We start from the raw sequence: 26,563 nt of genomic DNA, 5'->3' as shown, positions 1-26,563 counted from the left end.
CACTTAAAGTATTATAATAAAATGAAAATTTTATCTTAAATAATCTCGTCAATAACTCCCCATTCAAGAGCACTAGAAGCTGTTAACCACCATTCACGATCTTTCATATCTTCATATTTTTCTTCCGTGATTTTAGTGTTCCGAATAATAAAATCTTTAACTTGTTGATCTTTTTCTTCTTGAAACTTTACATGGTCTTTAACCTTGTTTGAGCTACCAAAAAGAACTGTACTTCCATCATGAAAAAGTACATTTGAAAATTCATATGCTCGTCTACGCCCATGTTTAGCACCTGATACAAGCAATAAAGCTCCCATAGAAGCAGCATTACCAATTACTGTAATAGTGATTGGGGTTTCAGATTTCTCTATAACTGAACATAATGCCATTCCTAAATATACGTCACCACCGGGACTATTGAGAATAATTTCAATCTCTTTTCGCTCATTCACAGGAATATCTTTATCTTCACGATTCCATTTAATAATTTGATATGCAACACGTTCAAGCAGATAGTCATCGACCTCACTATTAAGGATAATCTCACGGTTTTCTAGTGCTTTAAAATATGTATATTCTTCAAAATCTAAAACAGAGTAGGGTAGTTTATTAGTTTCCTTTGAGTTTTCACAATTGCACATGTTTACATTCCTCCAAATTCTTTTTATGGAGGCATTGGCCTACTCTTTATGGTAAGAGTGTGCTTACCTATTTTCATCTTTAGTTGATTCAAGAATGCTTGCTTTTAGTTGTATATCACGTATTAACACTTCTCGAAGAGTACTAGTTCTAACATCTTTATAAAACATTTTAAAAAGCGACCTAAACTCACTCATCTTTCGGCAACCTTTTAGTGTATCAAGATAATCTTCAATTAAGTTTTCCTCAGCTAGTTCTGGATCATCTAAAATGATAACGTTAATTGGGATGTCATGATCATATAATTTCATTATTAGCGCATCCATTTCAATTTAAATAAATATCAACAGTGTATTTAATCCGATCATTATCATCAAATATGTGCATTTTTTGCATTGGTTCAGCATAAAAACGCTTTGATAAAGCATAGTCATCAATGCCCATCAAACTTCCGTTCGAGATAACTTTGGTTCGACCATATTCTTTTACAGTGTCATGATGGATATGACCACAGAAAACATAACGAGGTACGATACCCAAAATTTGAGGTAAAGATTTAGCCACACTCGATACATGGTCTAAATCACCATGAACATAAACATGAGATTGTTCAAATGTTTCATCTATAAAATATCCATCCGTATCTTTATAGATATCTACATTTTTAAAATCTTTAAGTCTAGTTTCTAAATACCAAGGAATAAGATTTTCTAAATTTTCTGTAAAAATAGATTGTGTTTTATCAGAGATTAGTCTTGCATGGTTTCCAATTATATTAATGAAACGAACAAATCTAAAGTGTTTTGAAATTTCAGCTATTGATTCTGCCATATATTCAGAAACTATCTGGATTTGTTTAATCACATCTTCACTAGACTGCACCCTTGTTGAAACATGAATTGCTCCTGAAATAAAATCTCCTAAAGCACCAATTGTCAATGTGTCAACATTATTCTTCTTTCCTTCTGAGATAATTTCAGAAACAAGAATCTGCAATCTTTGTTTAAATACATCGATGTTGTACCGATTCAAACTATTAGAAAAATCGGCCCCAACATGCCAGTCACTCCAAAGTACATTTGCTCGAACATTTGACAGAGTGGTGGGCGGTTGAATGAATGTTAATGGCTTTTGTTTAGAAATATCAATTATTGATTTATGTATTTCTTCTTTTAAGTGCTCAAATCTAGCTTGTTGTCTGATTAAATTTGTAAATTCTCGTTTCTGGTCTTGAAATTTAAATTTCTCTTTTTGAAAAGCAATTGTTTTTTCTTCAATTTCATTTAATATTTCATTGTCGGTAACTTTACGCTCAACAGCAAGATTGTACCCACGTTTTAGAATGTGATATTCTTTTCTCCATTTTGATTCTCCAAAGTCTTCGTCAACTGCTTCATTCATGTATTGACGAATAGTTAACCAATCAAGATTGTATAGTTCCTTATTGTCGCCAAGTCTAAGTAGATATTCATCTATAGATTCTGATTCTTTACGTTTCAAATCGGAATGATCCATTCAATCACTCCTCGCCTTCAGTTTCTTTCGGCTGAACTGGATTCTCTTCTTTAATAGTCAAAGAAACTTGCTTACCATCATATTCTTTCAAAGCAGCAAGCAAATCATAAACGAAAATTCCATTTTTATCCTCTTCTGTAATTTCCATTGTTTCAATTTCTAATAATCCTTTGAAAGCAATAGAGTTATTTTTCTTTGCCATTTGCAAAACTCTCCCTTAATATTTTTTATTTCAATCCAATAAGTCTGCTAATTTTGCAGTCTCCGACCTCTCAGTTTTATCAAGTGTTACTTGACCATATAACTTTTGCCCTTTCAACATTTTTAAAGCATTAACACCATTATTTACTTTAAATTTATCATGGTCAATTTGCCTTGTGTCACCATTGAGCCAAATCATACTATCTGATCCGATACGCCCTAATAGTAATTGAATATGTTCTTTTGTATTATTTTCACATTCGGAAACATATACTAACGATCTCTTAATATCTCTGCCGCGCATAAATCCAAGATGCTGAATTTCAATTTTGCCTTTATCTAAGAAAGAACTTAATCCATCTAATCCTCCAAGGTGGTCAGCAAGAGGCATGGCAAAAGGCATAAGTTTACTTTCCATGTCGGAAGGTAAAAATCCAATTGGATTACTATCCTTTACTTCAACGTTATTTCGAACCCAAACAATCTTATCAATCTTCTGATGCATCAGCATGTCAATAGCATGAGAAATCATAAGAAAGTCTTTTCCTACCCCGAATGAGCCGAAGCCAGCCTTTACGGTTGTATTTTTATCTTGAAGCAAGTCAAACATTAACTCTTGTTTAATATTTAAAGGTTTGATTGTTCCTAAAAACATATTTTCTATTTTCTTGAATTTAAGTTTTTGAAGTTTTTCTCCATTGAATTTAAATTTATCAATTACTTCATAACCTTTTAGATTACCAACTTCATCATATGTTGGTTTAGATTTATCCCAAACAATTAAATATTGATTTATGTATAAGTTTAAAAAGTTGTCTTCATTTTCATAAATTTTAGCAAGTGTTTCATTGTCGCTTTCCAATCTAGTGTCAATAAAAATTTCTTTGATTCCTTTATAATCACTGTCAATAACTTCATTATTTTCAGTTTCAAACACTTCAATATCTTGTGCTTGTGCTTTTAATTGAATTAAAAAATCTCCTGTTATAAGAATGGCATTATGCTCTTTTGCACATTCCACTATGCAATCATCATTGTTTCCTGTAATAATAGATGGATGAAATTTATTAAACTTATGATCATAGGAAATGTTTGCAAGTGATTTCAGCTTTCTAACTGCCTGTCTAGCTCTATAGGCAGTTTCATTTGAACCCATTTTTAATCTATCGAGTTCATGAAGAACAATCTCAGGGATTATTTTTTCTCCATCTAAGTCTAATAAGTGAAGATCTGACAACAAAGCATTTGTGTCATAAACATAAACTTTTTTCATAGGCAAATTTACCTTTCACGGTAGAATGGGGAAGAGGTATAGTCTACAAAGACTACACCTCTTGCGTATGATATATGAATTTTATGAGTATGTGAGTTTATTTATATGTATTATTTACCTGCAACAGTATCTTTTAGTCCTTTTGCAGGTTTAAATGCAGGAACTTTTGAAGACTCAATACGAATCTTTGCTTGTTCTTTTGTTTGTTCTTCAGGGATACCTTGTTTCTTCAATTCGTCAAGAAGTTTAAGATTATACCCATCACGAGCAGCGCGTTCACGCACTTCAAACGATCCGAAACCTACCAGTTGAACTTTTTCTCCGCTTGCAAGTGCTTCTGTGATTACTTCAAGAGTTGCTTCGATTACTGTTGTTGCATCTTTTTTAGAAAATCCTGTTTTACCTGCTACTGCATTAATCATATCTGTTTTGTTCATTTTTACATTTCTCCCTTTTGGATTATAGTTTATTTTTTGAAAAGATAGAATAGGAAAAATACTTATATATTCTATCCATAATAGAAAAATCAAGGCGAAACGCTGAAATCCTTGTGGCTGTAGGGGAAAAGGTACTTTTAAAAATGGTAAAGTTATTTATTTTTGTTTTTATGATAGTATCTTAGTGCCTTTTCTCTGTTCTGTTGTTCTCTGCGATCCTTCCAACACTCACGGCACATCTTATGATTCTTACCAGATGGTTTAATTGGCCTATTACATTTTTCACAATTGCCTATTTTTTCACCTTTCCATTTTAAATATTGATACACAAAATCTCTGAAATCATCCAATTTAATCTCCACTTCGCTGTTTTCATCTGCAAAACACACTTTTCTATTCGTAGAATTCTTTCTTTTTGACTTTTCAATTAATCCTAAATTAATCAAATCATTAATCATTAGTCTTTGTTGATGAGTTGAAGTATTTATCTTACTATCATCAAATATGTCTTTTCTACTTGCGTTAACCCAATTGCTATTATTACCATTCATTTGATTATAAATTTTACTGTACACTAATAAAACAAATGCGAGTTTTTCTAGATTTAGATTGTTTATATTTTGAATCGTTTTTAATTCATTTATTGTTATATTGACATAATCTATTTCTAATAATTTATGTTCTAACTTTTCTTCTTTTTTAACTAATTTATCAAGAAGATCGTTCCATTTAACCGAATTAAATCTCTTGTAATTATTTTTCATAAATTCTTCTATTGAATTTCTTACTTGTTCTTTATTCATTCCCATATTGTAATAATATTTTATTAGTATTTTTATGGTATTTGTTGGTTTCTTATCTATATAACCTTCATTTAATGCTTTGTACGCCGCTTCTTTTTCATTTAAAATGAGATTCATTTAATTCCTCACCTTCTATCAAAATTTTCTTCATACTAAATGTTTCTCCGCCGAATTCAACATCTCCATTTTCATCTAGAACAGGAATATGTATAATATTTTTATTTCTTTTCAGTAAATTGCTGATAATTTGCTCACCACAAATATCCCATGCAAATTGTTTAGAAGTATTCCTTTTATAACAAATATCAACAACAATATTGCACAGTTCATCGGCATCATTGCATATTGAATGAGCCTTTGCTATAAACTTTTGTTTAAACAAACTCCTTGAAAGTTGCTTTTCTTCATCAGAAACTCGGTCTTTTTTAATTTTTTGCATAAATAATTTTGTATCTTCTAAGTATTCTTCATATAAATTCTTAACCTGATTATATCTATGTTGACTATATTTTTTTTGTGATTTTAAAATGTTAAAATCAAAATCTTCTGTTTTAAAATTATCTTTAATTCTATCAAATACATTTTCTATTTTTCGACATATTTTATTCATTACTGAATCACTAATTGAAACTGGCATATGTCGAAAATATGATTGTAAAAATTCTTTTTCTTTTTCATTGTGATTTGACTTACTTATTAACTCATTTAGCGTACATCGAAAATTCTCCACACAGTTTTCTTCATATGTATTTACATGATTTCTATATACTCTTCTCAATTCAGGATAAATATAAGTAAAAAAATAAGGTTTTTTATCAGCTAAGATTTTTAAATTAAATTCCCTAACTTCTGACGGTAAATTTTTATTAGAGTGATAATCATACCATTCTTTAGGCATCGGTTTACTTTCAATGCCTTTTGTCTTATCAATGGCATTTTGCTGATAATTTTGACCACAGCGAATACGATAATCAAGTTCTTTATACTCTTTACTGTCTTTACTAAAATTTGCTCGAACATCAAACATAGATGTGATACGATTTGTTGTTGAACCTATTTCATCACCAAAACTATCTTTATTTGATTGAATTAAGTCTGCCTCCTCTGGGATTTTCTTCTCTGCTGTTTTTTGCACACATATAATTGCGTCAAGTTCCTCGATAGCATTGAGTATAATTTGATTATCTGTTGTAAGTACTGTATCTCCATCTCGGTCAGCACCATTTAAAGCGTGAGAAGTAGTGTCCCATGAATTAAAAATGGTGCAAGTGTCCATATATTTATACCAATATTTCATTTCATCTGTATTCTTTAATCTTAAAATACGTATATTATTATGGCATGTCATTGGTGCTCTGAAACAAGCAACTTTATCCACATTTTTATCATTCCAATATTTAGAATAAAACTCTCCGCTTTTCAATAAACCAGTTACTTCCATATCAAAAATACTTTGACATAGCGAGTATGGATCTCCTGAGATTGTTGAAAAATTTCCCCTCACTTTCAATACTCCAACTTTTGCTTCATTAATTCTTTTTTTAATCATATTATGGATTTTATTTTTAACAAATGGATCTTTTATCATTTCTTTTTCAATCATTAATGCTTTTACAAAGTCGGATTCATTATTATTAAATATATCTTCATTTACGTGTGAGCCTTTTAAAAATAAAATACTTTTTCTATAATCTCCGCCTAAAACATCTTTAATTTCTTCAACTGTTGGATCAATCAATTTATCGATTTGAACATCGCTCAAATCAAGAGATTGGATAAACTGATAATTAAGATTACGTTCATTTTCTAGTTCTTTGGGAGTTATTTTTGTCACACTGAATGTATACCCATTTTTCTCACAACATTCTAAGTAATGTTCAATACTATTATATGAATCCCATAATTTCAACATGGAAGTAGTGAGTACAACTTCCACCTGAGTAATGTCTTTTTGATTTCCCCAAGCATCAATTACAATGTTGTTTTTTGCGATATTTTTTGCAAAATCTAAAAAATCAAAAGTAAATAGCATACCTTTACAAAAACTATTTCTTATACAAAACCCACTAGCAATATAATCTTCTCCCAGTTCTTTTGACCATTTTTCACTTAATGAAGGCAATATCAAACCATATCCATCACTATCCACAAGAGATAATAGATAGTCTTTTTCTTCGGTAATTATAGGATATTGACTTTTAGTGTCATCAATTTTAATAACATTTGCTTTAAATGTCGTTTCACAATCTTTAACTACTAATACTCCTTTTGGATTTGAAACTGGAATACTTGCACTACAAGCTAATGATTTATATGCCTCAAATTTTGCTGGAACTAACATTTTATTTTTATTTCTTCCATTTTCAATTCTTTCTTGTAGTTCTTCATATACATTAGCACTTACAAAAACTACTGTGCTATTTTTTGCTCCACCAGTTGTAGCAAGCAATCTTTTAAATTTTACTCCATTAATATAAAATCCTTTTTTTGAATTCATCCTGTCATAATCTTGAATCCTATCAATCACAATACAAACATAATCTTTTACAAATAATAAATTGTATAAATCATCATATAATTTCTTAATTTTTTTTTTATTTTCTGAATTAATTTCTTTTTTCTTAATTTGTTTAATTTCATTTTTTATTTCTTTGATCTTTTTTTCTATATCATTATATGTATTATTATTTTTATTATTAATTTCTCTAATAAATCGCAAAACTGAACTATCTGCCAAAGAAACAATTTCTTCGTTTTCAATTGCTTGCTGTATCGTAAGATTTAAATTCCATTTAGATTTTCTCAATCTTGAAGAATGAATTTTGAATATATATTTTAGGCTCGACTGTTGTTTAGCCAATAATTCTGTCCTCCAATTCATTATATTCTAATTCCTATTCTTTTTTATGTATTCTCTTTTCCATTCCTTATATGTATCGTCTCCAAGATCGTCCAAATAGTCTAACTCTAATTCTTCAATACTATCCCATCCTTCATCAATTTTATGTTTAAATATTCTCTCTGTTTCCTCACAAAATGCATAATCATAATCTTTTAGTGTTCCATCATAATAAACATCCTGCCAATTAAGTCTCGAACTTTTTCCCATCCGTAATCTCCCTTGTATTCGTCATTTTTATCATCCCCTCTAATATTTAGATTCGGCAAGAAGTTATTTCTTCTTACATTGATAATTTAGCATTTTTTATATTTTAAAGTCAATACTTTTTAAAGAGAATATCTCTTCATTATATACAAAAAAAGAAAGTAAAAAATATAAAAAACTTGACAAAAACAACTGACTGGTGTATATTTTATTTATGTTAATCATGAATAAAGGAGGAGATAATGAGTGCAAAGTTTAGCGACTGTACAAAGTTTAAATATTGATTCCGTTTATGATGCTTTCATAACTTGGATAAATAAATATAAAGAAAATTCAAGAATGGAGTATATACGAAATGTAAATGAATTCTTTATGTTTATGCATGGGAAGACCATTGAAAATATTACCAAACAGGAAATTGAAACAGTAACCGATGTGACAGGAAAAAGAGTCAAACTTTTAAATATGCATGTGGAAAAATATAAACAATATTTAAAACAGAAAAAAAATACTGATTCTTCTATCATTAGAAAAATATACGCAATTCGTTCTCTGTATAAATATTTGCGAATCAATGGCTACGATGTAGATCATTTAATTTTTGATTCTTCTGCTTTAAAAAATAAGCCTAAAAGTTATGGATTCTACACTCCAGATGAAGTAAAAATGGTTGCAAAAGAAGCATTAAATGAACTCCATTATGGGGAAGAGTTATATATTTGTTACTTGTTGGCTGCACAAACAAGTATACGTCTTAATGCTTTGTTAAGTTTGAAATGGTCAAATATTAGCAAAGATGAGAAGAGTGGATTGTACATAATTGAAACGATTGACAAAAACGATGAAGAAGTTATTGCTCCATTTGAACAAGAATTACACCATCGGCTAATTGAAATTAAAAATAGATACAATTCAGATAAATTGTTCCCTAATCTTAAACCAGATAAAGTAGAAAAGTCATTACACAGGATTAATAACAGATTAGGGTTCTCTAAAACAAGAAGACTTACTTTTCATTCCTTACGTAAAGTAGCAATTAACTACGGTGTAAATGTGATGAAGGATATTAAGGGTGCTCAGGAACAGGGTCGTCATAAATCTGTTCAAGTTATGATTGATCGATATACACAAACTGAAACAGACTTTAGTACTCGTGCTGGAATTCAAATGATGAAAGAGGCTAATGAAGAAGTTTTTGACTTAGTTAATAAAAAAGAACTATTGGAGATGTTAAAGGAGATGAATATTGGAGTATATAATCAATTGGCATTGAAGATAGAGAGGATGGTGGAGTAGAATGGATGTGATAATTTCGTTTTATTTTTTGTGATTTTACTTCAATTAAAATAATATCTTAGTGTATGGAGAAATGAAGATAGTTAAGTATGATTGGATAGATGTGAAGAAATCTTGTTTAAATTAAAATGAATTTAGAAGCGAAATAAATAATATGTATAAAACGTTGACTTGATAAAATAAAAAATGTTATATTAAATTCGTACCGAATAGGTGCGATTTTTATTATTCACTTAAAAATTTTTAACAAGGGAGAGAATACCGTTGGACTACCAGAAGATTATTAAACAAAAAGGACTAAAACAAAAATGGATAGCAGAGAAATTGGGAGTAAGTAGTGCGATGATTAGCATGTATATAAGTGGTAAATCTGGAATGTCTTCAGAAAAAATTAAGAAATTAAATAGACTATTAAAATAATAGATAATCCAAAGGAGATGAAATATGGAAAATATTAAATTAGATGTAACGCCGATAAAATGTTTGTATCCTAAAACTTTTAACCCAACAAATGATTTTTATATTTATTCTTGTAAAACAGACAGTGAAGAAGTAGAGTTAAATAGATATGGAACTATTACTATAAAAGGAAAGATGCAAAGACTTGATCTAGATGTTACATATAAAGCTGAAATAGCATTTGGTGAAAATCATCCTACATATGGAGTTAGTTATAATGTTATCTCTGTTTATCAGGAATTACCGAAAACAACCGAAGCGCAAAAAGATTATCTTAGAGCACTTATAACTGAAAATCAAATTTATGAAATTTACAAAATTTATGGAGATCAGGACATTATTAAACTCTTTAAAGAAGATAAAATTGATTACAAAAAAATTAAAGGTTTTGGGGAAGTTACGTATAAAAGAGTCAGACAGAAAATTGTTGAGAATTTAGATTATCAAGAACTGTTGAGTAATTTAGGTAAATATGGTATCACCTATGACACAATTGTTAAATTAATGAAAGAATTCGGTAGTGCTCAAATTGCCATTCAAAAAGTAAAGAATAATCCATATACATTGACTAGAATTCATGGAATTGGATTTAAAAAAGCAGACGCAATTGCTAGAAATATGGCTAAAGAAGAAATTGAATTATTGCTTGAGGCAGGAAAAATAAATAAAAAAGAAGCAGAACAAATGTTTGTTGAAAAAGTGTTTGAAAGTCCATTTCGAATCCAGAGTGGAATACGACATGTTATAGAACAAGAACAAGGAAAAGGAAATACATACATAGAAGAAGATGAACTATTAAAACAAAGTGTTGAATTATTACAGGTTGAAGATATGTTGATTCAACAACAGATAAAAAACACAGAAGGATTACATTTGGAAGGAACTATGATTGCTTTAGAAAATACATATAAGACAGAAGAATTTATTAGTAGCTGGATTAAAGAAAAACTTAAGAACCCAAATGAATTAAATTTTAATGTAGAAGAATTTATTGAGCGAATGGAAGAGAAGCATCAGATTAAGTTATCACACCAACAGAAATCTTTTTTCTATAATGTTAAGAATCATTCTGTGCATTTACTTGTTGGTTACGCAGGCTGTGGAAAATCAAAATTACAATCATTGTTACGTGATTTATTAAAAGAACTAGGACTTACAGCAAAATGGCTTGCTCCGACTGGAAATGCAGCCAAGATCCTGTCAGGGTATATTGGAGAAAAAGCATCTACTGCACACAAAGCAATAGGCTATGGACAAAATAAAGAAGAAAAAGATTTAATAGAGATTATTGAAGACTATATTATCATTGACGAAACAAGTATGCTCGATGTATTTATTAATGCTTCAATTTTGAAAAAAATTAAAAATCCTGAAGCAAGAATCTTGTTTATTGGGGATGCATTCCAAATACCAAGCGTCCAGTGTGGCAATCTCCTTCATGATATGCTTGAGAGTGGAGTTATTCCCACAACTAAACTCGATATTGTCTTTAGACAAAGCGAAGGTGGAATATTGGATATTGCCACTAAAATTAGACTAGGAGAAAAATTTATTGATAATGATTTCAATGGTAGAGCTGTATATGGAAAAAACATGGTGATTCATTGTACAGAGCAAGAGTGGATGAGTGATGGGTATAAGTATTACTATAATAGATTTTTAGACAATCACAAACCAGAAGAAATTATGGTGCTCAGTCCAACTAAAAAAGGAAAGCTTGGAACAATAACTATTAATAAAGAAATACAACAAATTGTAAATCCGTCCAGTCCTTTAAAAAAAGAGATTGAGTTTGGGGAAGATGGGGTATTACGTATTGGAGACTATGTAATAAACATAAAAAATACATATGATATCATGAACGTTAGTAAAGAAGTTACTGAGATTGTAAATGGAGACAAGGGAATCGTTTATGATCTTATTACGGACTGGAATCCTAAACGTGATAGATACAATGGAAACAAAAGTAACTATGAACTAGAAGAAGACGAATTTGGAGATGAAGAAGAAGTTAATGAAAATGGAGTGTATGTAAAATTTGATTCAGACGAAATCAAAATCTCACTACAAGATAAGTTTCAACTTTTACATGCTTGGTGTTTGACTATGCATAAGAGTCAGGGTGGAAATGCTAAAGCGGTATTAATTATTTGTGATAAGTCTCATAAATTTCAGATGAGTGCAAACTTGTTGTATACGGCAGTAACAAGAGCAACAGATTATGTTGTAATTGTTTGTCAAGCAGATGTAATTAATCATGCTATGAGAAAAGTTGAAAATTTGAGAAGAAATACGAGGTTAGAAGAATTACTAAGAAGAGAAGTCGTGTAAGTACGGCTTCTCTTGTAGATTGTTAAATGTGAGGAGAGATGTGATGCGAATATTAGTAGACGATAAATGTTATACAAGCAAACCGAGCAACGCTGGAATTGTCACCAATAGTATTGTGAATCACCCTGTAGATATAACAATTGAAAAATTAGCAGAGGAAATTGTAAAAGGAAAATCATTCACACTTTCGGATTTTCATACAGTTGACGGAAAAATTAGTAGATCACAAGAATACTGGAAGTCACAACAATTGATTTGTCTAGACTTTGATAATGAAATTGTCAAGAAAATCAATGGCAAGCGAGTAAAAGTAAAGTGCATTACAAAAACATGGGAACAAGCAAAAGAAGAATTTAAAGAAACTGCTGCTTTCATGTATAAAACATTCAACTACACTGATAATCATCATAAGTTTAGAGTTGTGTTTATGCTTGATGAGGTAGTTATCAATGATAAATTGATGGATGGTATATTAGAGGAATATAAAGACAGATATCCTGATGCCGATCCTAAGTGTTTTGAACGTGCCAGACTGTTATATGGTGGCACTGAGATATATGTGTTTGATTACAACAATAGAATAAATGTTAATACATATATAGATAAGTTAAATATACATAATACATATAGTCAATCTGTTGATCAGGGGGTTTTGGGAGTACAATATTCATTAGATAAATACTTTAATGCTATTGTAACCCCAAAACCCCCCCCAAAGTTAATTAGCGTAGAAAAAAACCTGAGTTTAATAAGAACAAAGAATGTCAAAAGATTACATGAGATATTGAATCCTCAGCCAATTAAGTTTTATACATACAGTGAAACTGTGGAGTATATTAAAAAACAGGATATTGGTTTGTTACTTGGTATTGATACTCCGTCTAATTTTAGATGCATATTTCATGAAGACAATAATCCGAGTGCCAGTATATTTAAAAATGCTGATACTGGTGATTATATTTATTGTTGTCAGAGTAGTAACTGTACATTTGGGACAGGTATGGTAATTAAATGTATTGAGCGAATTTTAAAATGTAATAGGATACAATCATTAAAATTTTTAAGGGAATTATATAAAGTTGAATTTCATCAAACGGAATGGCAAAAAGAACAAATTGAATATTTAGACGAGAATATTCGATATTTACAAAGTCCAGACTTTCCACAAGAATATCCTATACAATACGGATTAATCAAAAATTATCTTGATGATTTAGTGAAGTTCATTAGTATATCTAAAGATTACATTCCTGCTGAACATTATTCGATTGAACATGCGAATGTTTTATTTTTTATGAGTCTTCGACATTTCGCTAAGATATGTGGAAAAAGCAATATTTCTCGTGTTGGTGATCGAATAGCATTGTTCACATATTTAAAATATATTTACAAATTAGATGAACATGAGATTCCAGTTAGATTATTAGAAAGAGCAAAAAAGGAATTAGTTATGAATAAGAACAAAAATAGTATTAGTAGCATGAATTTGATTAATTTTTATTCTATTCACCCATACTCAGAAGAAACACTGTCTGAAACAGAGAATAAGGCAAAAGAGTTTAGAGGAAATCATTTCACTATGAAAGGAATTTCTAAGGAAATGTTTATTAGAGCATTAGGAGAAGAAGAAGCAAATAGAATATATCCTCAGATGAAGGAAAAGAAAGTCAGTGAAAAGAGTCATAGGATAACTAAGGAATTAGAGCAGGCTGCTTTACAGTTGATTGATGAAAAGGGGTGGACTACCGAAAGTGAAATATTGAAGTTAATTGATGGAATAGTTGAGGGAAGTAAAGACTCTAAGCAAAGACAGATGAAAAAGATAATTGGTGAATTATGTATTAAATATGGAATAGAGAGAAAAAGAGCGAATAAAATTCTTTTGACAGAGTTGGGAATAGGTAAGATTTATAATGATGAAGGAATAGAATGTTATCCATTTTTGTTGATTAAAGTAGATAATTTATGATTGTGAAAAATTGTATGCTATAAAATAGAAAAATATAAATATATCCAGATTATAAGCATAAGATACTGGCTACTTTGAAGAATATTGGTAACGTTGAATAATAAACTTTCAAGGTGACTCTAAGTGTGAGTCATCTTTTTTGTTAAATATACTGTATATATTCATGTATATCATTGACTCATGTATATCATTGTTAAAAATATCCCCCCCTCATATAGGTTAAATCGGAACGTGAAAAGCTATAATCGACAATTATATAATTTTTGATGAATGTGGACGGAAAAAACTTAGATATTATAATGGTAAAATTGTGATTTAAGAGTCGCATTATGTGGTCAAATAGATAGTTTTAATCGTGAAAGTATAGGTAGAACAAGGGAAAATTAGATATTAGAGATGTGAAATTTGTTAATTATGGAGAAATTGTGAAGAAATATATGGTAAGTTCCATGAGGTAATGAGTGTTAAAAATGTAGTAATTGTAAGGATATTTGTAATTGGTGAATATAGTAGATACGATTATAGATACGATTATAGTAGAGTGTGATGAGAAGTGAAATTGGTATTTTGATGTAAATTTAGTGTAATAGTGTAATCGATTGGTAATTTTAGTTGGAGGTGTGGATGGAAGTGCTCACAGCGTAAAATGGAAATAAATGGTTGATTTAGTTGTAAATATACCCCCCATACCTATATTGTAAGAGATGTAAAAAGCCTTGTAAACACTAGTAAAAACACATGACTAACAATTATTAGTCATGGGTTATGGAAATAGATACCATTTGTTAAAATTTACTAATCTTGCTTTGGTCTATGATGCCAGCTTAATTAGGTTAAAATAAGTGTTTTATCGATCAGTGCAGAATGATACTAGACCATTAATGACCACCAGTGCAGACTACCAGAACTTTGTTTAATAGATAAACAAATCGTATAGTAACATGCGTCCATTTTTACAAGTGTTAACAAATACATATACATATATATACAATTGCAAATACATATAAATATATACACATATAATAACTTAATATATACATATAATATCATCAAAACTTTATATATATACAATTGCAAATACATACATATACAAATACATTATCTATATCACATCTTATCACTATATCACATTATATCCACAACTTTATCACAACAACATCACCTACAACAAACAAATAAAATATACAAAATAAACATAATATACTTGCTTTATATATATAAAAATGGTATTATTATCTTGTAAGGGAAATCTGATACATAGGAGGACTCGAATGGATGAAAAAACCCTTATTGCAATCTTATCCTTTATCCTAACACTAACTAAATTTATCTTAGATGAATACAGACGGTGGAAGGATAAACGAAAAGAGGCAGAGTTAAAACGCTTAGAACAACTAGAACAGCAAAAAGAAAATGGCGCCTACCCTCCGCGTAAGGATAGACACCACAAGCGTTAAAGCTCAACCAAGGAGACAGCGAGAACTTCGGTTCTCCTGTTTCCCTCCATTCTATTATACAACTCCTATGTATCAATATGCAACTATTCATTAAATAAATCCGAAAAGGAGGAAACGCCATGTTTAAACAGCACAATATTGTTAATTATTTATCAATCCTTACCAGCATCATTTTAATATGCTCTATATCCTCTAGTGACTCTGATATTACACGTTACAGTGTTTATATACTAGCAGTTATGACAATCATTATAAGCTTTATATCAATTTTACGGACTAGATCCCATAACCGTTAGTATTGACTCATAATGAGATAATACAATACATAAAACGTTTAAAGCCTATCTCTATAGGCTTTTTTATTATATTTTTATTAGCACTATTACATGGACAATCCATAACTCCACCTCACAGGACATATAAACTCCTCATACAATCCTATCTATCTATATCTACTCACAAAGCTTCTATCCTTGCTCATATCCTCTTATATGGCCTTTACTTACTCTTTATATCCATTATCATTTTACACGCTATATAATGTAATAAAAACATTAAACAAATAAAAATAAAAAATATAAAAAAGTGTTTGACAAATTAACTCACATCCTGTAATATAATAATCAAGAATTAGGGGTGAGTCTAGTCCGCATCATTATAGGAGGTTATCCAAATGAAAACATTAACTCAGTATATAATTGACTTTGCTACAGATTACGAAAATGTCTTTAATAATCGCGTAATGTCCATTAATACACATAACAATACTATCTATTTCCGCTTTCGTATCAACGCTAATAAAGCCCATTATTCCCTTGATATGATCAACGTATTTGCTAATGTAACTTACAACGTCGTTACTAACTCAATTAAAGTTGTAACCGAGAATAGCAAAGGATCACGAAAATATAACTCATACGTAAAATATGAGTGTGAACAACTTGTGAAAATGTTTGTTTCTGAATCTCAAAAGGCTTTAGACGTTGAAATCAGGGAAGCAAAAAGTCAATGTTATGACCGTTGTCACGTTGAATTATTATCTATGATTGACCAGACAAACACAACTCATAAAAATCTATGTTACGGTTATATCAATCAAATATTAGACTTATATCAAGCTGGTGCAAGTGTAGAAGAAATGGAACTAAAATTGATTGAAGTCAAAAAAGAAATGTTGTCAGATGTTAGACTATTTCCGAAAGTTGAAAATATGCAAGAAACTTCCAACACTCAAGACGAAACAACAAACAATAATACATACACAGCATATAACCGTTCATTCTCTTCCTATGATGAGGCATATAACTATTGCATTCAATCAGACTTTGATCCCGAATATATAGAGGCTGTTAGTGCTCCAGCCTCTCAAAACGCCTTACGACTTGACTTACAATTATTTGCATCTCCCATTGATAACAACGTATCAATCACTAACGGAATATGGATAAAAGGTAACTATACAGTAAAATACATAGTCGAACACACCAAACATGACAAAGACATAAATATAAATTATGATAATATAATCAAATTCGAATGTAAAAACCTACAGCAAGCGCACGAATTAGCAAACTTGTATAAAAGCCATGATTATAATAATATCTCAATATACTATACCGTTTATAACGCCAACAATGAGCCGATTATAGAGGATTATATCACAGATATGTCGTTTATCATGTCCGAGTCGGAAAAACGTCGTATAAGTCAAATAAAGCAAGATAACGAGCAATTAATAAAAGAACTGGAACTACACAAAAGTTTCGTGGCTCACTATAAATCCGAAAAGGTTTTTGATCAATTTAAAGAGAATATAAACAATAAAGAATAAGCCTATAACAGTCGCACTATTATGTTGTGGGCTTATTTTTAAAAAATTTTACTGTGCCTTAAAGGAGTGTCTAAAATGTCAACTCAACTAACAACATATTATCGCTTTACCAACTCTAACTCTCCCATGTCCGATTGGGGTCATGCAATGTTCGCAGAAGATCGTTACAAAGTTGAAAATTACGGCAAAAATGAATATACTATCACATCAGATAAAACTGTTGATATTTATGATATAAAAGATTTGATTATCAACAAATGGATTGAGTGTCAAGAAAATGAATACTTTGGGTCTCTGTCTGAAACGGGATATTGGTTAACTGTCGATGCAGAAGAAATATTTGAATCTTTTAATCCTACAAATATTGTTGATTCTGCCGAAGGTTATGATCATGACATTGTATGCTGGTTGTGGGAAATGGTACTAGAACCAAACAATATCATGGCTGTTAGAACATATGACGGAGCAGTATGTTTTGACGAAGAATTAATAGAAAAAATTATTGAAGCTGTATAATATACCACAATTTGTCTTGATCGGTCAATGAATAATACATACCACACTGTATGTAAAGTCGATAGATTTAGTGTAACAGTAACCTTCAAAACAATGCTAAATTTGAATTATTATTATTATTGTAAAAAAGATGAATAAATAGATAGATATAAAGCCCACCACTAGGGCTTTTTCTTTTTATTTCCTGATCTTTTATATAAGATTCACAAAATAAATCATTTAAATAAAACATACAAAAACAATAAAAATATATTGACTGATCAAATAGTAAAGTGTATAATTGACTTATACAAAAGGTGGTGATATAATTGACTCAGGATGAACTATTTATCTTAATCAAACGTTTAGCATCTGAACGAAAGTACAAACTCACTTCACATGCACTAATAAGACTAAAGCAACGCAAATTAACTCGAAACGACATCCTAGACATATTAGAAAATCCAAAAAGGCTAATAAGAGAAGATGTATCAAGCGATGGAGTACATACATATAAGATTGCAGGAGGAATAAACAATCACCGATTAGCAATAGAAATACAAGATAACGAACTAATTATTATCATCACGGCTATGAATAAATAGTTCATAGCCTTATCATAAACTAAAAGGAGTGCATAAAAATGAAATGCATCAAATGCAGATCTGAATCCTTCAATAACTTTTTAGACACTTTAGAATTTGAAATTGACGGTAAAATATTTGTTGTCGAAAACATACCATGCGAACAATGTACAGTATGCAACGAAAAATATTATGATGATGAAGCAAATCAATATATTGACAAACAACTTGAAATATTTAAAGCAGATGGATTTGAAAACAAGGCCAAAGAAGTTACAAAAGAAAAAGGATTGACTCAAGAACAGCTAGGTGAATTATTAGGAGTATCTAAGCAGCGTATCAATCAAATATTTAAAGATAATAATCCAGATGTTAAAACTATGATCAAAATTAGCAAAGCCATAAATGAGCCTATACAAAATGTATTTTCTTTTAATCGGGTTATCAAAAAGGACAATAAATTTTATCTTGACAGAAACTAAAGTAAAATAAACGCTTGACAAATATAACTCAAGCGTTTATTATATAAATATAAATAAAATATAAAAATATGGAGTGATTAAAATGACAAACATAATCCAAAAAGCTCTCACAACTTCTGGTTACTATGACATTGAACCAACAGTTTCTAATCTTATCGAATGTTACCTTGATTATGCTGACGCTTATGGTGGCGATATAGACGACATCCGAGAAGACATCCAGAATGGTGATATCACTGTCAATCAAATGTGTAATGCTTTGATCCGTTGCAACTAAAAAATATATTGGAGGTATACTATTATGACTCAATCAATAGAAATGGTTCAAGCCGAATTTGATTTCATTTTTAACCCAGTTAAACCTAATCCTCTAGATTCTTCACAAACAAACGAACGTAAAAAATATACTGTCACAGATGCAAATAAACAAGCTTGGTCTAATCAAGTTAAAACTTTTGAGCTAACCAATGTCAACCAAAAATACCTTGAATCTTTCCGAAACTCTAAATATCCAAACTATGAAACCGATCCGAAACATAAATCATCTTGGGCGCAATATAAATGTTCTTGCGGTAATTTTATGGAGTTTTTAAACGGTAAAGACGCTATTTCCATTACTCAAGAGGATATAAATTCTTTTTTATCTGATGTCACAAACGAGAATACAAGAGCCAACCGTACAGCACACATCAAATCCATGCTTACATATGCACTCAATAAAAATATCTCATTTTGTCGTCAACGTGCAAGCATATTTGTCTTATTGTTTACGGATATGATTCCAGAATGGCTTTTAAACGATAAAAATATGGTTAAACGACTTACAAGCGGAGAATAAGCAAATACATCTTAAAATCAATTATAGGAGGTTAAACATTATGTATAAATCAGGTTATCTGCTCAATGGTAAACTATATGTTAAATCTAAAAATGGCAAAGGATCTATTGAGTTATCACTGGCAGCTTATGCACATCACGAAAAGTAAATAATATAAATTAAAGGAGATAATCAAAATGAAAAAACTATTTCTTATTTCTCTTATCCTATTTTCCTTTTTCTCATCTCAAGCATTCGCTTGCAAACAAATCTCTAAAACTCTTGAAACTATCGATTATGTTTATTATGATACTCAATCTAACACCTATTACGCTATTACGGTTTCAGACACTTCAGGATCGTTTTGGGTACTTGATATCATGCAGAGTGATAAGGAGGATCAAAAGGTATTAAAACATCTTAATGACCGTTTTAGAGGCTTGAATGTAATCATTGAATATACAGGAAATTTAAATATTATAGATTATGTTGATATTGTTTCGTTTGAGTTTATAAACCATTGAAGATAAAATTTAATTTCATATAAAAATAAAAAATGAAAAATAATGCTTGACTTTATATATATAAAGAAATAATATAGAAATATAAATAAATAATACAATTGGAGGTCAGCAAAATGAAGATTCAAGAAATCGGATCATTGAACCTTAACGAGACAGTTTTTAAACTCAGCGAAAACAGCATTACTGCAAAGGTTAACAATAAAACTAAGGCGGTTATAAACGATGTTCAACTGGTTAGCAACTTACCATTTAATCGCAAAGTTGATTTAAACGTAAAATTCAATAGCGCATTGAATAAATTTTTCGATAACTTATACATAGGATTGGATAGCACACTTTACTATATCATTGACCAAAAATATCATGAAGCAGTTGCAAAAATGGCTAATTATGGAAATGACAGTGAATTAAAAGAGATGATGGAAAAGGTTAATGCATTATCTAAATTGAATGTAAATGTATTGTTTCTGAATGTTGCATAAGAGGGAAAGTTAATTCCCTCTTACCTTTAAAACATTGATTTTATTAGACGAATGGAGGAAAAGAAAATGTATAGATTCAAACTTATGGATAAATCAGGGAAGTTATATGACAAGGTTTTTGCCATTATCGATAAGCACGCATTTTTATTTAAAATCTCCAGTGATAACGAATATCAGGATAACGACGGGTATGTTATAGAATTTAATTCTTTACCTGCTGGAGCATATGAGGAGATAATAAAGTTAAAAGGAATTATAGAGTTATAAAAAGGAAGCAAAAAAATGTAAAGATAGCATGTTTGGCGATATTCTTTGTAAAGGAACGGTTTGTTCTCTTACTGATAAATCAGTAACTATTCGTATCTATCGGAGTAAAACAAAAGGACATACATTGCGAGTTGGCGATATCGGCATGATCACAAAAGTTGGGACATTTATAGTGATACATATAAGGAATTAGACGTTATTTAATTGAAAATAAAATAAACAAAATATAAAAAATGACTTTTTATGTATTGACTTTATAAATATAAAGTATATAATGTAGATATAAGGTTTGTACATAGGAGGCGGTTAGAATGTTTTTTCATAATGACAATCCTGCATATGTTGGCATTATTCCTGCTAACGCGATCTTTATTCAAACTTGTGTATGCTGCAATAAAAAACAATTTGATGAAGGGGAAGGCATTGTAACATCTGACGGTTGGGAAGTTTGCTCCATTGAATGCTTAATGACTTGGGAAGGTAAAAACTTCCCTAATCATCCATTAGTAACGAAAAATGACAAGTGCGTATTTTGCAATGGCAAAGGAAGAATCATGCATTATCATCACATCGAAAACGGAAAGTGCTTTAGGTGCAATGGTACAGGGAAGAAAAGAAAAACAAATTAGAGGGGAATTGTTTCCCTTCTAATTTTTAGTGAAGATTAAAATATATTGTATTGTAAAATGGGAGGTAGCATATATGAATCAAAAATTTCTGCATTATGCGTATTTGTTTGTAAAAGAGGAATTAAAAGTAATTGGAGAAAGTATTGAGTCAGAATCAAACATAAACATCAAAAAACAATTAATTAGTCGTAAAAATGAACTTGAAAATGATTTATTAAATATCGAATCTTTAAAGGAATAAATGAGGGAACGATTTTATAAAGAATGTGGTCTAACAAAACAATAAAATTTAATTTTATTACTCAAAGTGTATAATAATGATGAGGTGATAAAAATGGCTTTTAACTCAAAAAGAGGAAGTCATATAGAATCTATCATGTTTACTTTGCCCATTGATAAATTGATTGTAGATGGATCGATCAAAGAGTTAACACAAGATGAGTTGTTACAATTTTTAATGAGTAAAAATAATTATTAAACCGCCTAACAAGTGGCTTTTCTTTTTTTCTTCATCTTATCTCATTCCATCCACTCAAAAGCCTATACAGACCATTCTAAGCGTTTATAACCTGCTCCGCGATTATTCCACTATTGTACATATGCATCCGTTTAAATAGGCTTGTTGGCCTTTTAAATTGATTACATCTAAAGAGTAAAATATATAATAATAGTATTGCGTTTTATACGTTTATGGTTTATAATGGTTTTAGTTAGTTATTTATTTTGTGGAGGTTGAAACATATATGCAAGAAATAAAACCATATACAATGATGTATTCTACTATATTTAAGCAAAATGTCGAAGTTATTCGAGTTTATAAAGACACTGTAACAATCAGGGTAACGGCTGGAGGATTGCGCGAAGGTGAATTAATGACATTTCGGGGACAGAGAAAAGATACTTTGTTGCCGATAAAGAGATTAAAGAGTGAATAAATGATAAACTTTAATACCATTTAAAATTATGATAAAATAATAGCGGAGGCGATTTTATGAAAGTATTAACATTGAATTTTAACGAAGAAACAGAGGCGAGCGTACTAGAATTTCAGGAAGGTACATACGAAAGTTGGAATAACTATGTAAGAGAATGTTGTGAGAGTACTTTTCATGTAGAATTTAATTATAAGGGAATTGATTTCAGCGAGGAATTAGTTGTTAAAGCTTTAACGGATCATTTTAGTACGTTCGATGAACCTGTTAATTCAGAAGAGTTTCACAATATGTTTAGAGATCATAGCAAACATGTTAATGACAATGAGATGACAAAAATTAAACGAATTTGTTTAAATTACCTTAGAAAAGTATTATTTGAAGACTAAATTTTATACATGAAGAGATTAGTACGCTTGGAGCCGATCCAAGTATAAATAAGCAATAATGAGTTTGTTTCAATACTCACTATGGGAAAGAATACCTCCAAATTCTTGAGGAAGTGCTAAGAGAAGAAATAGGTGAATGGACTGTATATGAAATGGGATACACAGGACGAAAAACGTATAGATAAAACTGATATATAAAAAATAATAAAACCACTTGCAAAAGTGGTTATCTTGCTTTATAATTATAAATATAAAATACATAAATGGAGGTTTTGAATTATGAAACGTGAAAGACGAACTAAAAGAGATATTGAAAACATGCGCCATGAATGTACAATGTATCTACTTCAATACAAACTTGATCCTCATAAAGCATTTGAAGCAATGGTAAAGGATTGCTTAATATCTGGTCAGTCGATTCCATACTACATAAAAGGTATTAAAGACTTTATTAGAGTATCCGAAGAATTAAAGGTTAAATTGAGCAGAACAGAAAAAGAAGAAGAAAAAGAACAAAAAGAAAATCCTATTGATAAACTAAAAAAGATCACACCAGAACAATATAAAGCAGAAATAATGCCGATATTTAAACAACAAACCGACAAAGAAATAAAAATAAGTCTGGTTAATCTCTGGCAATGTATCGATGGAAATTGTTTTAAATCAATTACAAATCAGGATATTAGATATTATCAAGAATTGAATATCGTATAGGGTAATAAAATTTCAGTTTCATTACCTTTTTAATAAATAAAATATGCAAAACATATTTACAATTATAAATCCTTGGTTTATAATATAATTATATTAAACAAATAATTATAGGAGGATAAAAAATGAAATATGTAAAAGGTGAAATTGTGGAACAATTCGGTTCATTATATTTAATAGAAAATGTTTATCAACTTTCTGATGAATACATGAAAAAACATGATTTATACCACAAAAACCGAGTAACACTAATCAAAATCAGCGGTATAAACGGTATGGATCGATTAGATTTTGCCATAACTCAATAACTCGTGCCAGCGAGTTTAAATAGACCAATAGGCTGGCAGCGTTCCACTCATAAAGAGTGGAGGAGGTAAGCAAAATACATAGTTTAAAGGAGTTGTCTAATATGCATTACAGCGACAAAAGAGAGGCTAAGGTAAGAATTTGCCACGCTTTAGAAGAAAAAGGATGGAAAATTTACGGATATAAAGAAGATAGAAGCGATTCCATGACTGACTATTATGATCCTGCTTCTTGGGATGGTATTGCAGAAAAGAACGGTTATATTCTGGTAATTGATCAATACAACACATATTACAGCGGTTATCAAGTTAAAAAATATAACTATAACAGCAAAAAATACGTATCTAACGAACGTATCAAAAAGCTTGAAGCTTTGATGAATGATCCAGCAAGCACAGAAAATGAAAAAGCTTCATGTGCTGTTCTCATTGAAAAGGAAAAAGAAAAGGCAGGAATTGAACCAGAATATACAATTTTAGAAACTTATCCAACATTTAAACATGCTAATCCAAAAGCTTGTTCATGGCACATAGAAAAAGATGGTCAAATCATCGCAAAGGGTAAGGGTGTTTTCTCTGTAAATGAATATGACTGGGAAGATAAAACTAAAACAGCAGCCGAACAAAAAGCCGAAAAGGTTAATGCATTCATTAACAAAATTGAATCGATTCTGACCGATGCAGACGCTTTACAACCAGAGATTGTAAAAGTTGAAAAGAAAGTCATTAAACCAGTTTTAAAAGAAGATCAAACAATTAACGTAAATGATATACTTTCCTTTTCATATCATGGACACTATTGGATCGTAACAGATATTTATACTGTAGGCGAACAGGTTCGCGTTACTTATGAGTTGTTAGGCAGTGAAAAAAGAGGCTATCAGCGTTTAAACGGTGCAAGTGTAAAAAGATATTATCAGCCATTGGAACGAATTAAAAAGCAAATGGAAGAAGGAAAGGCCAACGTTTACACACTCCAAGAGGTTACAGAGGTAATAGAAAAAACAGTATATAAAAAGACTAAACGTAAACAAAAAATGTCGGATGCTCCACAAATTGAAACAAGTGAGAAAACACCAGAGCAGCCACAAGAGCAAGCGCAAAATAACACAAATACATATAAAACAGATATCGCGGATCAGGCCACTAGCAAGCAATTATGGGCTTTACATTGTGCGACTAAACTGGATACAAGACAATTAAAAATAAGCAAGCAAAAAGCCTCTGAACTAATCAGTAAATCGAAAAACGGTCAAAGTATCATAGACGAGGTTAAAACGCTTCTAGGGTTAATTGTAGAATCTGAAAACGATATAACAGCAGACATACAAATGAGCCAAGAGGAAACAACTGAACAAATAAAAGACAATGTTATTTATCATGACTTTGGAAATGTCGAACAAGCAGACGAACAAACTAAAACGGTTATACAAGCGAAGCCACAAATACAAGAAGAGGAGCAAATCAAACCAATGAGCACATTTGATGATATTCTATCTAAATTTGATAACGTGAAAGTCACAACAGATTCAAAAATTGCCACTGATGATCTGGAATACTGCATTAATGAAGAAAGAGAATATAAAAAAGCAATCGACTTGATGATTAAATTTTCAAACGAGATTAAAGAAGTTTCGGGTCTCGACATTTTAAATGGTGAATGGCACAGGGAAAAGTCGACAAATACATATTTGGAAAGTTATAAATTAAGAGACTTCAAGCAAATTTCATCAGATATTAAAGATAAATTTATTTGTAATATTGCTAATTGGTTTAATGATAAATATAATGTAACAATTGATTATGACAAAATACAAAGGAAATATGACTTAAATGTAACATATCAAAATATTATAGATGAGATTATGATTCAACTTGATGGTTATAATTTTACTGAAAAAGCCGTGCAAGAGATAAAAGGAAATGCTAAAAAAACAGTTATAAATAGCGATAAAATAACAATTAAAAACAACAAGTTAATTATCGATGGATGGTTTTCTCATTTTGATTCCATATGGAGGGAACATAGACTAAGTGGAAAAAGCATAGACATATTTAACGCATTACAACATTTTGATAATGGTTCTATAAAAGGCAATGAAGAATTGAACAGTAAATATATAGGCTATAATAACGAGCGAAACCAAGCGAATTATGAACGCTATGAACCTATGACATTAGATAAGGTTAAATCAATTAAGTTTTTGAAAAACGGTAAATTAGAAATCGAATTTAAATCTAATCAACTATCTACACAATTTGCTAAAGAGTATTGCGGATATAATCAGAAATCAGCATAACAGCAGTAGACCATAATAACAGCCGCTTTCCTGAATCAATGGTAAAGGTTAGCGGCTCACAATAGGAGGTATATCATTTAATGCTCAAATATGTTGAAAGAAGTTTTTATAATGAGTGGGTATCATTCGAATATAAAAGAAAGACATACACAAGAGATTTAACAGACGTTATAGACAATGGCAAACAGTGTTTTGGGTATTTTGAATTCAATAATAAAAAGTATCAATTAGTTATTTTTGTTAATCCTTATGATGTTCATATTCTTGAATTGATTTAAATAACAGCAGCATATAACAGGAGCCAGCACTATCCTTGTTGGCTCCTTAGA

At 30.3% G+C, this 26,563-nt stretch carries 29 protein-coding genes; 20 read left to right on the top strand and 9 right to left on the bottom strand.

Annotated features, from left to right (window positions below; translation table 11 throughout):
* Positions 1 to 35: 35 nt before the first annotated feature.
* The 9 genes from IJ22_RS09295 to IJ22_RS09255 all read right to left on the bottom strand — a co-directional run bounded on the left by IJ22_RS09295 (position 36) and on the right by IJ22_RS09255 (position 7,977).
* On the bottom strand, positions 36 to 641 hold the full coding sequence (locus tag IJ22_RS09295; RefSeq protein WP_062408601.1) for a ClpP family protease: 606 nt from the start codon (positions 639 to 641) through the stop codon (positions 36 to 38).
* Positions 642 to 704: 63 nt separating this feature from the next.
* Positions 705 to 950 (bottom strand): hypothetical protein, encoded by a 246-nt coding sequence (locus IJ22_RS09290; protein WP_062408600.1) that lies wholly within the window; start codon positions 948 to 950, stop codon positions 705 to 707.
* 16 nt (positions 951 to 966) lie between these two features.
* On the bottom strand, positions 967 to 2,154 hold the full coding sequence (locus IJ22_RS09285) for a metallophosphoesterase family protein (RefSeq protein WP_062408599.1): 1,188 nt from the start codon (positions 2,152 to 2,154) through the stop codon (positions 967 to 969).
* A gap of 4 nt (positions 2,155 to 2,158) precedes the next feature.
* Positions 2,159 to 2,356, bottom strand: coding sequence for a YonK family protein (locus IJ22_RS09280; protein ID WP_062408598.1), 198 nt, complete (start codon positions 2,354 to 2,356; stop codon positions 2,159 to 2,161).
* Between the two features lie 30 nt (positions 2,357 to 2,386).
* Entirely contained in the window at positions 2,387 to 3,628 is a 1,242-nt protein-coding gene (locus IJ22_RS09275) for a PhoH family protein (protein ID WP_062408597.1), read from the bottom strand.
* 110 nt (positions 3,629 to 3,738) lie between these two features.
* Positions 3,739 to 4,065, bottom strand: a complete 327-nt coding sequence (locus IJ22_RS09270) for an HU family DNA-binding protein (protein WP_062408596.1) — start codon at positions 4,063 to 4,065, stop codon at positions 3,739 to 3,741.
* Between the two features lie 152 nt (positions 4,066 to 4,217).
* Positions 4,218 to 4,985, bottom strand: a complete 768-nt coding sequence (locus tag IJ22_RS09265; RefSeq protein WP_062408595.1) for a hypothetical protein — start codon at positions 4,983 to 4,985, stop codon at positions 4,218 to 4,220.
* The gene (locus IJ22_RS09260; RefSeq protein ID WP_062408594.1) at positions 4,966 to 7,728 is read right to left on the bottom strand and encodes a hypothetical protein; all 2,763 of its coding nucleotides are present in this window, start codon (positions 7,726 to 7,728) and stop codon (positions 4,966 to 4,968) included. Before IJ22_RS09260 ends, IJ22_RS09265 begins: the two co-directional genes overlap by 20 nt.
* Positions 7,729 to 7,755: 27 nt before the next feature.
* The gene (locus IJ22_RS09255; RefSeq protein WP_062408593.1) at positions 7,756 to 7,977 is read right to left on the bottom strand and encodes a hypothetical protein; all 222 of its coding nucleotides are present in this window, start codon (positions 7,975 to 7,977) and stop codon (positions 7,756 to 7,758) included.
* A gap of 243 nt (positions 7,978 to 8,220) precedes the next feature.
* Here IJ22_RS09255 and IJ22_RS09250 point away from each other — a divergent pair, with 243 nt between their 5' ends.
* The 20 genes from IJ22_RS09250 to IJ22_RS09160 all read left to right on the top strand — a co-directional run bounded on the left by IJ22_RS09250 (position 8,221) and on the right by IJ22_RS09160 (position 26,234).
* Positions 8,221 to 9,270: a tyrosine-type recombinase/integrase gene (locus IJ22_RS09250; RefSeq protein WP_062408592.1), complete on the top strand. Its 1,050-nt coding sequence runs from the start codon at positions 8,221 to 8,223 to the stop codon at positions 9,268 to 9,270.
* Positions 9,271 to 9,534: 264 nt separating this feature from the next.
* A complete protein-coding gene (locus IJ22_RS25685) occupies positions 9,535 to 9,690 on the top strand; it encodes a helix-turn-helix domain-containing protein (RefSeq protein ID WP_160327366.1) in 156 nt (51 codons plus the stop codon).
* A gap of 24 nt (positions 9,691 to 9,714) precedes the next feature.
* Entirely contained in the window at positions 9,715 to 12,060 is a 2,346-nt protein-coding gene (locus tag IJ22_RS09245) for an AAA family ATPase (protein ID WP_062408591.1), read from the top strand.
* 43 nt (positions 12,061 to 12,103) lie between these two features.
* Complete coding sequence (locus IJ22_RS09240) at positions 12,104 to 14,029, top strand: hypothetical protein (RefSeq protein WP_062408590.1); 1,926 nt, start codon at positions 12,104 to 12,106, stop codon at positions 14,027 to 14,029.
* A gap of 1,271 nt (positions 14,030 to 15,300) precedes the next feature.
* The gene (locus tag IJ22_RS09235) at positions 15,301 to 15,486 is read left to right on the top strand and encodes a hypothetical protein (protein WP_062408589.1); all 186 of its coding nucleotides are present in this window, start codon (positions 15,301 to 15,303) and stop codon (positions 15,484 to 15,486) included.
* Between the two features lie 673 nt (positions 15,487 to 16,159).
* On the top strand, positions 16,160 to 17,317 hold the full coding sequence (locus IJ22_RS09230) for a hypothetical protein (protein WP_062408588.1): 1,158 nt from the start codon (positions 16,160 to 16,162) through the stop codon (positions 17,315 to 17,317).
* A gap of 75 nt (positions 17,318 to 17,392) precedes the next feature.
* Entirely contained in the window at positions 17,393 to 17,833 is a 441-nt protein-coding gene (locus IJ22_RS09225; RefSeq protein ID WP_062408587.1) for a hypothetical protein, read from the top strand.
* A gap of 308 nt (positions 17,834 to 18,141) precedes the next feature.
* The gene (locus tag IJ22_RS09220; RefSeq protein WP_062408586.1) at positions 18,142 to 18,417 is read left to right on the top strand and encodes a DUF4258 domain-containing protein; all 276 of its coding nucleotides are present in this window, start codon (positions 18,142 to 18,144) and stop codon (positions 18,415 to 18,417) included.
* 38 nt (positions 18,418 to 18,455) lie between these two features.
* Complete coding sequence (locus tag IJ22_RS25680) at positions 18,456 to 18,878, top strand: helix-turn-helix domain-containing protein (protein WP_082660746.1); 423 nt, start codon at positions 18,456 to 18,458, stop codon at positions 18,876 to 18,878.
* Between the two features lie 301 nt (positions 18,879 to 19,179).
* Complete coding sequence (locus tag IJ22_RS09205) at positions 19,180 to 19,716, top strand: hypothetical protein (protein ID WP_062408584.1); 537 nt, start codon at positions 19,180 to 19,182, stop codon at positions 19,714 to 19,716.
* A 176-nt stretch (positions 19,717 to 19,892) separates the two neighbouring features.
* Positions 19,893 to 20,219 carry a hypothetical protein gene (locus tag IJ22_RS09200; RefSeq protein ID WP_062408583.1) on the top strand — a complete coding sequence of 109 codons (327 nt, stop codon included), beginning with the start codon at positions 19,893 to 19,895 and terminating at the stop codon, positions 20,217 to 20,219.
* A gap of 113 nt (positions 20,220 to 20,332) precedes the next feature.
* On the top strand, positions 20,333 to 20,701 hold the full coding sequence (locus IJ22_RS09195) for a hypothetical protein (protein ID WP_062408582.1): 369 nt from the start codon (positions 20,333 to 20,335) through the stop codon (positions 20,699 to 20,701).
* A gap of 66 nt (positions 20,702 to 20,767) precedes the next feature.
* Complete coding sequence (locus IJ22_RS09190; protein ID WP_062408581.1) at positions 20,768 to 20,968, top strand: hypothetical protein; 201 nt, start codon at positions 20,768 to 20,770, stop codon at positions 20,966 to 20,968.
* A 311-nt stretch (positions 20,969 to 21,279) separates the two neighbouring features.
* Positions 21,280 to 21,597, top strand: a complete 318-nt coding sequence (locus IJ22_RS09185; RefSeq protein ID WP_062408580.1) for a hypothetical protein — start codon at positions 21,280 to 21,282, stop codon at positions 21,595 to 21,597.
* Between the two features lie 73 nt (positions 21,598 to 21,670).
* The gene (locus IJ22_RS26315; RefSeq protein WP_160327365.1) at positions 21,671 to 21,838 is read left to right on the top strand and encodes a hypothetical protein; all 168 of its coding nucleotides are present in this window, start codon (positions 21,671 to 21,673) and stop codon (positions 21,836 to 21,838) included.
* 502 nt (positions 21,839 to 22,340) lie between these two features.
* Complete coding sequence (locus IJ22_RS09180) at positions 22,341 to 22,532, top strand: hypothetical protein (RefSeq protein ID WP_062408579.1); 192 nt, start codon at positions 22,341 to 22,343, stop codon at positions 22,530 to 22,532.
* Positions 22,533 to 22,588: 56 nt separating this feature from the next.
* The gene (locus IJ22_RS09175) at positions 22,589 to 22,918 is read left to right on the top strand and encodes a hypothetical protein (protein ID WP_062408578.1); all 330 of its coding nucleotides are present in this window, start codon (positions 22,589 to 22,591) and stop codon (positions 22,916 to 22,918) included.
* A 279-nt stretch (positions 22,919 to 23,197) separates the two neighbouring features.
* On the top strand, positions 23,198 to 23,632 hold the full coding sequence (locus IJ22_RS09170; protein WP_062408577.1) for a hypothetical protein: 435 nt from the start codon (positions 23,198 to 23,200) through the stop codon (positions 23,630 to 23,632).
* 122 nt (positions 23,633 to 23,754) lie between these two features.
* Positions 23,755 to 23,937, top strand: coding sequence for a hypothetical protein (locus IJ22_RS09165; RefSeq protein WP_062408576.1), 183 nt, complete (start codon positions 23,755 to 23,757; stop codon positions 23,935 to 23,937).
* 101 nt (positions 23,938 to 24,038) lie between these two features.
* Positions 24,039 to 26,234 carry a hypothetical protein gene (locus IJ22_RS09160; RefSeq protein WP_062408575.1) on the top strand — a complete coding sequence of 732 codons (2,196 nt, stop codon included), beginning with the start codon at positions 24,039 to 24,041 and terminating at the stop codon, positions 26,232 to 26,234.
* Positions 26,235 to 26,563 lie beyond the last annotated feature (329 nt).

Source organism: Paenibacillus naphthalenovorans, from assembly GCF_001465255.1.
Classification (GTDB): Bacteria; Bacillota; Bacilli; order Paenibacillales; family NBRC-103111; genus Paenibacillus_G; species Paenibacillus_G naphthalenovorans.
The sequence above is the reverse complement of the archived record's forward strand: the minus strand, read 5'-3'. Positions and strand labels throughout refer to the sequence as shown.

Bases quoted from the DNA above. Each gene is read 5' to 3' on its own strand.
- IJ22_RS09195 (WP_062408582.1), top strand. From the start codon at position 20,333: ATGAAGATTCAAGAAATCGGATCATTGAACCTTAACGAGACAGTTTTT.
- IJ22_RS09235 (WP_062408589.1), top strand. From the start codon at position 15,301: ATGGATGAAAAAACCCTTATTGCAATCTTATCCTTTATCCTAACACTA.
- IJ22_RS09245 (WP_062408591.1), top strand. From the start codon at position 9,715: ATGGAAAATATTAAATTAGATGTAACGCCGATAAAATGTTTGTATCCT.
- IJ22_RS09255 (WP_062408593.1), bottom strand. From the start codon at position 7,977: ATGGGAAAAAGTTCGAGACTTAATTGGCAGGATGTTTATTATGATGGA.
- IJ22_RS09225 (WP_062408587.1), top strand. From the start codon at position 17,393: ATGTCAACTCAACTAACAACATATTATCGCTTTACCAACTCTAACTCT.
- IJ22_RS25680 (WP_082660746.1), top strand. From the start codon at position 18,456: ATGAAATGCATCAAATGCAGATCTGAATCCTTCAATAACTTTTTAGAC.
- IJ22_RS09190 (WP_062408581.1), top strand. From the start codon at position 20,768: ATGTATAGATTCAAACTTATGGATAAATCAGGGAAGTTATATGACAAG.
- IJ22_RS09185 (WP_062408580.1), top strand. From the start codon at position 21,280: ATGTTTTTTCATAATGACAATCCTGCATATGTTGGCATTATTCCTGCT.
- IJ22_RS09170 (WP_062408577.1), top strand. From the start codon at position 23,198: ATGAAACGTGAAAGACGAACTAAAAGAGATATTGAAAACATGCGCCAT.
- IJ22_RS09180 (WP_062408579.1), top strand. From the start codon at position 22,341: ATGCAAGAAATAAAACCATATACAATGATGTATTCTACTATATTTAAG.
- IJ22_RS09290 (WP_062408600.1), bottom strand. From the start codon at position 950: ATGAAATTATATGATCATGACATCCCAATTAACGTTATCATTTTAGAT.
- IJ22_RS09205 (WP_062408584.1), top strand. From the start codon at position 19,180: ATGACTCAATCAATAGAAATGGTTCAAGCCGAATTTGATTTCATTTTT.
- IJ22_RS09160 (WP_062408575.1), top strand. From the start codon at position 24,039: ATGCATTACAGCGACAAAAGAGAGGCTAAGGTAAGAATTTGCCACGCT.
- IJ22_RS09200 (WP_062408583.1), top strand. From the start codon at position 19,893: ATGAAAAAACTATTTCTTATTTCTCTTATCCTATTTTCCTTTTTCTCA.
- IJ22_RS09165 (WP_062408576.1), top strand. From the start codon at position 23,755: ATGAAATATGTAAAAGGTGAAATTGTGGAACAATTCGGTTCATTATAT.
- IJ22_RS09270 (WP_062408596.1), bottom strand. From the start codon at position 4,065: ATGAACAAAACAGATATGATTAATGCAGTAGCAGGTAAAACAGGATTT.
- IJ22_RS09285 (WP_062408599.1), bottom strand. From the start codon at position 2,154: ATGGATCATTCCGATTTGAAACGTAAAGAATCAGAATCTATAGATGAA.
- IJ22_RS09295 (WP_062408601.1), bottom strand. From the start codon at position 641: ATGTGCAATTGTGAAAACTCAAAGGAAACTAATAAACTACCCTACTCT.
- IJ22_RS09240 (WP_062408590.1), top strand. From the start codon at position 12,104: ATGCGAATATTAGTAGACGATAAATGTTATACAAGCAAACCGAGCAAC.
- IJ22_RS09280 (WP_062408598.1), bottom strand. From the start codon at position 2,356: ATGGCAAAGAAAAATAACTCTATTGCTTTCAAAGGATTATTAGAAATT.
- IJ22_RS09265 (WP_062408595.1), bottom strand. From the start codon at position 4,985: ATGAATCTCATTTTAAATGAAAAAGAAGCGGCGTACAAAGCATTAAAT.
- IJ22_RS09230 (WP_062408588.1), top strand. From the start codon at position 16,160: ATGAAAACATTAACTCAGTATATAATTGACTTTGCTACAGATTACGAA.
- IJ22_RS26315 (WP_160327365.1), top strand. From the start codon at position 21,671: ATGAATCAAAAATTTCTGCATTATGCGTATTTGTTTGTAAAAGAGGAA.
- IJ22_RS09275 (WP_062408597.1), bottom strand. From the start codon at position 3,628: ATGAAAAAAGTTTATGTTTATGACACAAATGCTTTGTTGTCAGATCTT.
- IJ22_RS09175 (WP_062408578.1), top strand. From the start codon at position 22,589: ATGAAAGTATTAACATTGAATTTTAACGAAGAAACAGAGGCGAGCGTA.